Genomic DNA, 10392 nt, shown 5'->3' with positions numbered 1-10392 from the left:
CCGACGCCTGTCCCTGTTGGTGCGTCCGTCGCCGGCCGCTCACCCCCTCGGGCCCGCTGACGCTGTCTGGCCCGTTCACGCTGGCCCGACCGCGGGCCGCGCCACTCCTCGCGCGGTCCCGCGCCAAACCCGCCGTCGCTGGCCCGGCGACGGCTCCGCGTCCGGCGTCGTCCCCCGCCCTGTGCGGCTTGGCGCTCCACGCGGCGGTAGATCCGCGCCGCGAGGCGGCCGGTCCCGTGGCTCCAGAGGAGGTACGTCACGACCCCGAACAGGGCCGCGACGACCAGCAACAGCGGGCTGTAGACGACACCCAGTGTCGCCATCAGAACGGTCATCCCCGCGAACAGCGCGGCGATACCGAGCAGGAGCCGCGATTCGTGCACGTTCCGGCGTTGGGACCGGAGTACCGTAAGCGTCCCGCCGGAGGACTGAAACCGCCGGCCGTGTTACACACTGACATGAGCGTCGCCGGCATCTGTGAACTCTGTCAGCGCCCCGACGTCGAGGAGAGCTGTGACCGCTGTGGACGCCTCGTCTGTGACCGCCACTTCGACGATTCAGCTGGGGTCTGTGTCGACTGTTCGAGCGACCTCGGCGGGTCGGGCGACCGCGTCGACCCCGAAACCCTCCCCGACGGCGTCGACACCTATCGGTTTTGACCGAGTTATGTAGTTCTCTGTTCCGGTACGGAGATATATTATAAACCATCACCGTTACTACCGAGATATCTGGAGACAACCGTGGCAAAAGCGATCCCAGACGACACACAGATGGAGTTCGCTCCGGACATCACCCACCGCCGAATCGACGCCAGCGCGTACGAACGCGTCTTCGTCGTCGGCGACGTCCACGGCTGTCGGGAGACGCTCGACCGCCTACTCGACCGGCTCGGGCCCGACGAGGAGACGCTGTTCGTCTTCGTCGGCGACCTCGTCCGGAAAGGCCCCGACAGCGCGGGCGTCCTCGACCGGGTCCGCTCGCTTCCGAACGCCGTCTCCGTCCTCGGCAACAACGAGGCGAAGATTCTCCGGGGCGACAAAAATTTATCCGAACTGACATCGGCCGACCACGACCACATCGAGTCGATGCCGGAGGCCATCACCTTCGGGAACTCACTGGTCGTCCACGGCGGCGTCGACCACCGGAAACCGGTCGTCGAACACACCCGTGAGGACCTCCTCACGATGCGGTCGCTGGCCGACGACGGCGGCTACACCCGCCCGTTCTGGTTCGAGACGCGACCGGACGGCCCCCGAGTGTTCTTCGGTCACACTGTTCTCGACGAACCCTTCGCGACCGAGACGGCCGTAGGCCTCGACACCGGCTGTGTCTACGGCGGCCAGTTGACGGCCTACGACCTCCGGAACGACCGGTTCGTCGCCGTCGAACCCGAGGTCACCCACCAGTCGCGCTCGGCCGATAGCATCGTCGACCCGTCCCCCCGATAGATGGCGGGCGACGCTGCGGATATCGACCCCGAGTGGATCGACCTCGACGACCCGCGGCTGTATCTCAACCGGGAACTGAGCGAACTGGCCTTCCAACAACGCGTCCTCCACGAAGCCCTCGACGACCGAAACCCGCTGCTCGAACGCGTCCGTTTTCTCGCCATCTTCACCAAGAATATGGACGAGTTCTTTATGAAACGTGTCGGCGGGCTCAAACAGCAGGTTGACGCCGGTGTCACGGCCGAGACACCTGACGGCCGGACGCCCGCCGAACAACTGACCGAAGTCCTCGAAGCGGCGCGTCCGATGTTCGAACGACAGGCCGAGTGCTACCGGTCGTTGGTCCATCCCGCACTGGCCGAGGCGGGCATCGAGATCAAAGACTACGCCGACCTTGGGGCGGCGACCCAAACGGATCTTCGGCAGTACTTCGAGCAGGACGTCCTGCCGACGTTGACGCCGCTCGCGGTCGACCCTGCGCATCCGTTCCCGTTCATCTCGAATCTGAGTCTCTCACTCGCGGTGTTGACCCGGCGTGAATCGACCGATGAACCGACGTTCACCCGCGTGAAGATACCCAAGAACCGTCCACGACTGATCGAAGTCGACACCGAGACGTACGTCCTGTTGGAGGAGGTGATCCGCGCGAACCTGGACCTGTTGTTCCCCCAAGTCGAGGTACTGGAGACGGCGCTGTTCCGGATCACCCGCAACGCCGAGGTTCGGCGCAACGAGGAAGTCGCCGAAGACCTCATCGATATGATCGAGGAGGTCATCGACCAGCGTCGGTTCGCCTCCGTCGTCAGACTGGAGATAGCCGCGGACGCCAGCGACCGGGTCGTCGACACGCTATCCGGCGAACTCGACCTAGACGACAACGAGATATTCCGACTCGACGGTCCCATCGACTTCCGGGACTTTATGCAGTTGACCGACCTCGACAGGCCCGAACTGTCGTTGCCCGAGTGGACCCCGAAACCCCACCCGCGGTTCGAAATCACCGACCCGGATTACGACCACGGGTTCGACACCTCCGCTGACCGCGACAGCGTCTTCGAGTCCATCCGCGAGGACGATATCCTGCTCCATCACCCCTATCACTCCTTCGACCAGACCGTCCAGCGCTTCCTCGAAGAGGCTGCTTCCGACCCCGACGTGTTGGCCATCAAGGCCGCCATCTATCGGACCGCTAGCGACTCCCAAGTCATCCAGACGCTCATCGACGCCGCCGACAACGGCAAGCAGGTCGCAGTGATGGTCGAACTCAAGGCTCGGTTCGACGAGCAGAACAACCTCGAATGGGTCCACCGTCTCGAGGAACACGGTATCCACGTCGCCTACGGGACGCTGGGCCTGAAGACCCACACAAAGACGGCACTGGTCGTCCGCGAGGAACCCGACGGCGTCCAGTTGTACTCTCACGTCGCCACCGGCAACTACCACTCCGAGACCGCGAAGGGGTACGTCGACCTCGGACTGTTGACCGCGGATCGGGACATCGGCCAGGACCTCGTGAAAGTGTTCAACTTCTTCACCGGCCCCTCGCTGGACGATCAGTTTCGGAAACTACTGATCGCCCCCGTCACGATGCGGGACCGATTCGTCCAGTACATCCGTCGGGAGGCCGACCACGCCCGTGAGAGCAACGGCGGCCGCATCGTCGCGAAAGTCAACGGCCTCGAAGACCCCGAGATGGTCGCGGAACTGTACCGCGCCTCACAGGCCGGCGTCGAGATAGACCTGATCGTCAGGGATATCTGTCGACTCCGACCCGGTATCGAGGGGATCAGCGACAACATTACCGTCCACAGTATCGTCGGTCCCTTCCTCGAGCACTCCCGGATATTCTACTTCGAGAACGGTGCTAGTGATCCGGCGCTCGATACCGACCCGGAGTACTACATCGGGTCGGCTGATTGGATGACGCGCAATCTCGACTACCGTGTCGAGGCAGTCGTACCTGTCGAGGACACACGACTCCGCGAGCAGTTGCGCTTCGTCCTCGAGACGATGCTTACGGACAACACCAAACGGTGGGTGATGAACGCCGACGGGAGCTACGATCAGATGATGCCCGGTGACGACGAACAGCGTAACACCCAACAGATACTGATGGAAGCCGCCGACGCCGCCGCGTCGACAACCGACGCGGCCCTCGGTGTCTACGATCCGTACCCGGTTACCGGGGAACTGCTCGTCTCGGGGACCGAGTACGATGTAGGGGGACTCCCATCGGTACTACAGAACCATCCCGACGCGTGGTACCGACCGGACAGCAACCAGTACGCTTTCGCCGTCCGGACCCCCGACGGCGACCGTGTCTACCGTGAGACCGCTGAGGGGGCCGCGACGGTGGTCGAACGTCACTACGACTGAAACTCCCCGAGCGTTCGCTGGCCATCGTCGGTCCCCCCGTCGTCGTCCGAGTCGCTCCGCCGCTGTGAGAACGACCCGCGCCGACGGATACGGGGGTCAGACAGCGCCTCACTGGCCCGGTCGTCCAGTTTCGCGTATCGCCGCCGGGCCACCTCCGCTCGTGCCTCGTAGTCGACGACCGGATACGGGTAGTCCTCGCCGATGGTCACGCCCACCTCGGCCTGCGTCGCGGCGTCCATCCGCGCCGGCCGCGCGAGGTGGGTGTCCGGAACCGCCGCCAGTTCCGGGACGTACTCCCGGACGAACGCCCCGTCTGGGTCGTACTCCCGCAGTTGCTTGGCCGGGTCGTACACCCGGACGGGGTGGACGCCCGTGAGATTGGCCTGTGACTGCCACTGGGTGTAGTTGATTGCCGGGTCGGCGTCGACGAGGTGGTAGTACATGAAGTCCGCGCCGCGCGTCCAGTGCTCCCGGAGGACGTAGACGAAGAACGTGGCGACCATCGCTCGCATCCGGAAGTTGATGTAGCCCGTCCTCACGAGCGCCCGCATCGCGGCGTCGACCATCGGGAATCCCGTCCGGCCGTCCTTCCACGCGGCGACCAGTTCGGGGTCGTGGTCGTCCCGGAAGAGGCCGTGCATCGCGGGGTTGACCGCCCGCTCGGTCCATCCCGGCCAGTCGGCCAGTTTTTGATTGTAATGTCTGTTCCAGAACAGCCGCGAGGTGACCATCTCCCGGCCGCGAGAGGACGGTTCCTCGTGGATCCGCCGGTAGACCTGTCGCGGGGAGAGGGCGCCGAACGCGAGGTACGCCGACAGCCGCGAACTCCGCGCCTCGGCGGCCGCCGGCGGCGACACCGCTCCGGGGTAGCTCTCCAGCCGGTCACAGAAGTTCGAGAGGCGCTCGATACCGGCCATCGTCCCGCCCGTCGGGACCCGCTCTTTCTCGGGGGTCACGTCGTACCGTTCCTCGACCGCGTCTATCGTCGTCGTGCTGTCCAGCGGGTTGTCCGCGAGCGCCTCGGGACGGGGATGGGGATCGGCCTCGAAGTACCGCTCGCACTGCTCGCGCCAGTCCTCGCGGGTGTCGACGGCGACGGTCCCGTCGGGGTGGCGCTCCTCCGGGCGGACGATGCCGTCGTCGCCGACGGGGTGGACGCCGGGGCGGTCGAACAGCGCCCGGTCGCGTTCCCGGCCGTACCGCGCGGTCACGCCGCGGTTGCAGTACACCTCGTACCCCCGGTCGAGCAAGTCACCGATCACCTCGCGGGGGTCGCCGTGGACCAACGGGAGGTCGCTCCCGCGTTCGCGGTACTGCCGCCGGAGGTCCGCCAGACACTCGTGGACGAACCGGACGCGGGCGTCACACGCGAGGCTGTCGCTGCCGTAGAACTGCGGGTCGAAGACGAAAAGCGGCGCCGGCGTCCCGGCCTCGCTCGCGGCCGCGAGCGCCGGGTTGTCGGCCGTCCGCAGGTCCGCCCGGTGCCAGACGACGGTGTCGCTCACGGATGCGGTTGGGACTGCAGTGACAAATCCGTGTGGGCTCAGGACTTAGCCGCCGCGGTCAGTTCCCGGAGTCGCTCGACGCGGGTGGCTGTCTCCGGGTGGGCGGCTGGGGCGAGCCACGACTCGAAGCGCCGCCAGTAGCGCCGCGCGACCGGGACCCAGCCACGCGTGGACGGAATCGTCTCGCCGCTGTCGCCGTCGAGGAGACACAACTCCCGGACGTGTGCGGCGTCGAACCGAGCGTCGGTGTGTGGGCGGTCCGTTCCGTCGATGGCCTCCAGTACAGTGGCGAGAGCCGTCGGTGACCCGCAGAGACGCGCCGCTGCCCTGTCGGCCGCTCGCTCGCGGCTTCGTGCCAGCAGCCGGAGGCTCACGAGACTGACCACCCGGGCGACTGCGACGACGGGAATCACGGGCATAAGGTAGAAGAATATTCCACGCGCCCCGCCGCCTGCAGCGCCGTCGACGTCGGCGCTCTCGCTCAACATAGCGGCGTCGGCGTAGGTCCCGAGCCACCGGCCAGTCGTCGCAGGGACAAACTGCGCGGCCGTCAACAGCGTCGTGTCTCGGTTCTGGAGGTGTGCGAGTTCGTGGGCCAGCACGGCGTCGAGTTCCTCGCCGTCGAGTCGTTCGAGCAGCCCGCGGGTGACGTAGATCCGAGCCGTCTTGCCCGCCCCGACCGCGAAGCTGTTCGGCTCGTCGCTATCGAGCACTTCCGTCAGCGGTGGGCGACGACCGGCGACGGCACTGAGTCGCTTGACGCGTTCCTGTACGCTCGTGTCTGCGGCGATGGCGGCCGTCAGTCCGAAGCTCCCCTTGACGCGGTCTATCGCCGCCCGATGACCGTACCACACCTGCGCAGCTAGCACTGGGACCGTTCCCACGGCGGCGCTGCCCATCGCCAGCAAACCGGCCACATCGAGCATCGACCGGAGCGACCACGGACCCACTGCGGCTGCAAGCAGAAACGGTGCGAGCAACACCAGAGGGACGAGGGCGGCCACGACGATGTCGAAGACGACTAGCAGCGTCCACGCGGCCGCCGCCTCGATCAGGTCGCTCGCCCCCCTCATCGCTGGCGCTCTCTGAGCGCGGCGATCCGTTCCTCGGGTTCGGGGTGGGACCCGGGTAGGAAGCGGTCGCTCAGGTCGCCGGCGCGGGCCCGGACCTCGCCGATGCGGTCGTCGACCGTCTCCTCCTCTCCCTCGCCGATGTCGTAGGGCAGGACGCACAACTCGCGGACGCCGGTGTCGGCGGTCCGGAAGTCACGCTCGGGTCGGGCGTCGAGCGTCAGCGTCTCCAGCGCGCTGGCCAGCGCGGCCGGCGAGCCACAGATGGCCACGCCGCCGGCGTCGGCGGCGTACTCCCGGATGCGCGAGAGCAGCCGATAACAGCCCGTGCTGGCGAGGGAGATGGCCCCGAGTATCGGGACGGCGACGGGCGTGAACAACAAGATGAACCCCTCTAGGTTCCCGAGGTTGGCGTCCTCCTCGCGCTCTACGTCCAACAGCCAGCCGAGGACGAAGCTCTTCCGGAGAAGCGTCGCCAGCGTGTCCAGAAACTGGCCGCTGACCGTCGGCAGGAACGCCGCCGCGGTCATCACGAACGCGTCGCCGTTGTTGAGGTGGGCCAGTTCGTGGGCGATGACCGCGTCGAGTTCGTCGTCGTCCAGCGCTTCGAGCAGGCCGACGGTGACGAACAGCATCCGCTCGCCCGGCCGACTGGCGACGTAGCTGTTTGGCGTCTCCGAGTCGATGACCCGCACGTCCGGTACGGAGACGCCGGCGGTCTGTGCCAACCGCGCGACCCGGTCCTCAAGCGACGGCGCGGCGACGACCGTCTCCTCGGGTTCGTCCTCGGTGTCGTCGCTACTGCGGTCGGCCAACAGCACGTTCTTCATCGACTTCTCCGGGCCGATGTCGTACTCTCTGGCCTGCCGGAGGGTCAACCGGTAGCCGAACACCGACTGGACGACCAACACGACGGGCGTCCCGACCAGCAGGAACAACTCGAACGGGACCAGATCGAAACTCATCGTCCAGAAGACGTTGTGGAACTGGTAGAACAACAGCGGTGTCAGTCCGAGGGCGACGTGCCCCAGCACGTACATCGCCGCGACGAACGCCACGTCGAACGCGAGCAACACCGCAAGCAGTGCGACGATACGCACCCGGTGGTGGAGCGTGGAGGGCGCCATATCCGACCGTTCTCACGCCGAAATCAAAAACGTGTCGGACAGCGAACCGTTCCGCCGAGCGGTCCGTTACCTCCTACTTGTTCCGATACGATCCGTGGGGTATGGGACTGGTCGCCGAGTTCGAGATTCACTGTCCGGCTCTGCCGCTGGTCGACGTGGCAGCGTCGGTGCCGGACGCCGGCGTCGTGATCGATATCCAGTTCAACCACGGGCGGCGGCCGCTGTTTATCACCCACGTGACTCACGACGACCCGACGCCGGTCGAGGCCGCCCTCGACGCCACCGAGTTCGTCGACTCGTGGGCGCTGGTCGGCCGCGCCGGCGAGACACGCCGCTACCAGATCGAACCGGCGCTCTCGTTGCAGGAGACGCTGGGCGACGCTCTCGATGACCTCGAGGGCCTCCGGGCGCTGGCGACGACCGAGTCCGCCATCGAGCGCATCGAGGTCACGCCCGACGGCTGGATCCAGTCCGGGTGGTTCGCAAACCGCGAGGCCTTCGACGCCTTCCGGGCCTTCTGGCAGGACAACGCCGGCTTCACGCTCCGGCGTCTCACCCGCGACGGCGACCCGGCGGAACCGGGCGAGGGGCTGACCGACCGCCAGCAGGAGGCGCTCCGGATCGCCTACGAGATGGGGTACTTCGACATCCCACGGGAAGCCTCGCTGGACGATATCGCGGCCGAACTGGACATCTCGCCCTCGTCGCTCTCCGAACGCCTCCGCCGCGCCCAGACCCACCTCATCGAGACGAGCGTCGCCTCCACTTGGCCGCCCCTGCCCGACACTTAAACGGCCGCACGACTGAGAGTCACGCTTTGCCGGGCGAGACCGGTACAGTCTGCTCCAGCGATGGAATCAGTCACGTCCGCAGACGGCACACGTATCGCGTACGAACGACACGGCGAGGGCCCGCCGCTGATCCTGCTGTACGGCGGGGGCGGCCGGCGCTTCTGGGACCCCATCGTCCCCGCGTTCACCGACGACTACACCGTCGTCGTCCCGGACCGACGGGTCCACGACGCCGACGCGTCCGTCGAGGGGTACATCCAGCGCGAGGTGTCGGACGCCGAGGCCGTCGCTGACGCGGTCGACGGCGATCCGATCCTCTTCGGGCACTCTTTCGGCGGCCGGAAGGCAATCGAGACGGCCGCCGAGGTGGACGTAGCGGCGGCGGTTGCCTACGAACCGGCGTATCTCGTCGGCGAGTACCGCGAGCAGGCCGACTTGGCCGCGCGGATGCAGGAGCGACTCGACGCTGGCGACCCTCGTGGGGCGATGAAACTCCACCTGAAGGAGGTCATCCACGGCGGCGATGTCGAACACTTCGAGGCGTGGCTCGACGCTTGGGAGGGCTGGCCCGAGGCCGCCGAGGAGGCCGAACACGCCGTGCGGATGGACCGCGCGCTCGAACAGCACCCGCTGGCCGACGGCCTCGCTATCGACGCGCCGGCCCTCCTGCTGGCCGGCAGCGAGGGACCATCCCACCTCCGCGATAGCATCCGCGCGGTCCACGAGCGACTCGACGGCAGTCGCTTCGTCGAGTTCGACGGCCTCGGCCACCTCGGGCCGGTTGAGGACCCCGACCGCGTGATCGAGGCCGTCCGGTCGTTCCTCGAAACGCATCCCGACCTGAAACCATAACACCCCAACCGGAGCGCAACCGTTAGGCTCCGCGACTCACAGACGGAAATATGGAGTACGATCCGGTCTCATTCGTCCGGTTCGGGGCGCTGGGACAGATCGGAGCAGTGGCGCTCGCGGCCCTCTGTTGGACGTTCGGGATTGCCAGCGGCTTCTACATCGCCTGTGGCGGCTATCTCCTCGTCACGGCGTTCGGCATCGGCGGTATGTCCCGGGCGGAGTCACTCCCGACTGTCGGACCGCTCATCTATCCGTTCCTGATTCCGGGATTTCTGGCCCTGTACTACTTCGGAACGCAGTATTGAGTTATCGCGTTTCGGTTCGCTTGCCACTGAATCAAAACTGTCCGTTCTCAGGCCAGCGCGCTGCCGGCCCGGATAATCGTGCACCCACTTTTTCCGTCAGGGGGTGCCCTCGCTGCGCTGCGGGCACCCCCCGAGCAAAAACGTCCTCAGAAATCGAATATTTCCGATGGGCTGCGTCAGAGCGCTGCTCTGACGAACTTGGGGAAAAAGCGCTCGCTCGTGGAACTCGCTCGCGTCCTACGCCAGCGCACTGCCCGCTCGAATGATCGTTTCCTCGCCGAAGGCGGGGCCGACCAACTGCAGGCCGACCGGGAGGCCCTCAGAAGTCTCGCCGGCGGGCACCGAGATGGCGGGGAGGTTCGCGAGGTTGACCGGCGTCGTGTTCGCGTCCGCGAGGTACATCTGGAGGGGGTCGTCCAGACTCTCGCCGCGTTCCATCGGCGGGACGGGCATCGTCGGCGAGGCCAGCACGTCCGCCTCCGAGAGGGCTTCATCGAAGTCCTGTTTGACCCAGTCGCGGGCGTCTTGAGCCTGCTTGTAGTACTTGTCGTGATAGCCCGCCGAGAGGGCGTAAGTGCCAAGCAGGATGCGGCGTTTGACCTCCTCGCCGAAGCCTTCCTCGCGGGATTTCGCGAAACTCTCGTTCCAGTTGCCCTCGTAGCCGCCCGATTCCCCGTAGCGGACGCCGTCGAAGCGCGCGAGGTTCGAGGACGCCTCGCTCATCGCGATGACGTAGTACGCTTGGACGGCGTTCTCGACGCTCGGCAGGTCGACCTCGTGGTAGGAGGCGCCCTGTGCCTCCAGTTCGTCGATGGCGTCCCAGAACGTCTCCAGCACGTCGTCGTCGGCACCGTCGAGCAACTCCGTCGGGATGCCGATTTCGAGACCCTCGACGTCGCCGTCGGCGGCGGCCGCGAA

The 10392-nt window shown here is 66.6% G+C and carries 11 protein-coding genes; 6 read left to right on the top strand and 5 right to left on the bottom strand.

Annotation, left to right across the window (positions count from 1 at the left end; translation table 11 throughout):
* The coding region (locus GJ629_RS11250) for a hypothetical protein (protein WP_157513157.1) at positions 1-383 on the bottom strand (383 nt) is incomplete at its 3' end.
* Between the two features lie 75 nt (positions 384-458).
* On the opposite strand from GJ629_RS11250, the gene GJ629_RS11245 reads away from it, so the two are divergent.
* From GJ629_RS11245 to ppk1, 3 genes are all read left to right on the top strand, one after another.
* The gene (locus GJ629_RS11245; protein WP_157513155.1) at positions 459-659 is read left to right on the top strand and encodes a hypothetical protein; all 201 of its coding nucleotides are present in this window, start codon (positions 459-461) and stop codon (positions 657-659) included.
* 111 nt (positions 660-770) lie between these two features.
* Positions 771-1448 (top strand): metallophosphoesterase family protein, encoded by a 678-nt coding sequence (locus tag GJ629_RS11240; protein WP_157513153.1) that lies wholly within the window; start codon positions 771-773, stop codon positions 1446-1448.
* Positions 1449-3824 carry a polyphosphate kinase 1 gene (gene ppk1, locus GJ629_RS11235; RefSeq protein WP_157513151.1) on the top strand — a complete coding sequence of 792 codons (2376 nt, stop codon included), beginning with the start codon at positions 1449-1451 and terminating at the stop codon, positions 3822-3824.
* On the opposite strand, the gene GJ629_RS11230 is transcribed toward ppk1, so the two are convergent.
* The 3 genes from GJ629_RS11230 to GJ629_RS11220 are packed head-to-tail and all read right to left on the bottom strand — an operon-like array spanning position 3815 to position 7526.
* On the bottom strand, positions 3815-5329 hold the full coding sequence (locus tag GJ629_RS11230) for an FAD-binding domain-containing protein (protein ID WP_370515878.1): 1515 nt from the start codon (positions 5327-5329) through the stop codon (positions 3815-3817). The two genes, ppk1 and GJ629_RS11230, sit on opposite strands and share 10 nt — an antisense overlap.
* Positions 5330-5367: 38 nt before the next feature.
* Positions 5368-6402 (bottom strand): M48 family metallopeptidase, encoded by a 1035-nt coding sequence (locus tag GJ629_RS11225; protein WP_157513147.1) that lies wholly within the window; start codon positions 6400-6402, stop codon positions 5368-5370.
* Complete coding sequence (locus tag GJ629_RS11220) at positions 6399-7526, bottom strand: M48 family metallopeptidase (RefSeq protein ID WP_157513145.1); 1128 nt, start codon at positions 7524-7526, stop codon at positions 6399-6401. Before GJ629_RS11220 ends, GJ629_RS11225 begins: the two co-directional genes overlap by 4 nt.
* 101 nt (positions 7527-7627) lie before the next feature.
* On the opposite strand from GJ629_RS11220, the gene GJ629_RS11215 reads away from it, so the two are divergent.
* From GJ629_RS11215 to GJ629_RS11205, 3 genes are read left to right on the top strand one after another with little or no spacing between them, the layout of a single operon-like run.
* Positions 7628-8317 (top strand): helix-turn-helix domain-containing protein, encoded by a 690-nt coding sequence (locus GJ629_RS11215; RefSeq protein WP_157513144.1) that lies wholly within the window; start codon positions 7628-7630, stop codon positions 8315-8317.
* A 60-nt stretch (positions 8318-8377) separates the two neighbouring features.
* The gene (locus GJ629_RS11210) at positions 8378-9169 is read left to right on the top strand and encodes an alpha/beta fold hydrolase (RefSeq protein WP_157513142.1); all 792 of its coding nucleotides are present in this window, start codon (positions 8378-8380) and stop codon (positions 9167-9169) included.
* 50 nt (positions 9170-9219) lie between these two features.
* Complete coding sequence (locus tag GJ629_RS11205) at positions 9220-9474, top strand: hypothetical protein (protein ID WP_157513140.1); 255 nt, start codon at positions 9220-9222, stop codon at positions 9472-9474.
* 237 nt (positions 9475-9711) lie between these two features.
* On the opposite strand, the gene GJ629_RS11200 is transcribed toward GJ629_RS11205, so the two are convergent.
* A partial coding sequence (locus tag GJ629_RS11200) for an amidase family protein (protein WP_255475228.1) occupies positions 9712-10392 on the bottom strand: 681 nt, incomplete at its 5' end.

The sequence above is a fragment of the Halapricum sp. CBA1109 genome (assembly GCF_009741825.1).
In the GTDB taxonomy this organism is placed as follows: Archaea; Halobacteriota; Halobacteria; order Halobacteriales; family Haloarculaceae; genus Halapricum.
Note: the sequence above shows the minus strand (reverse complement) of the source record. Positions and strands in the feature narration are given on the sequence as shown.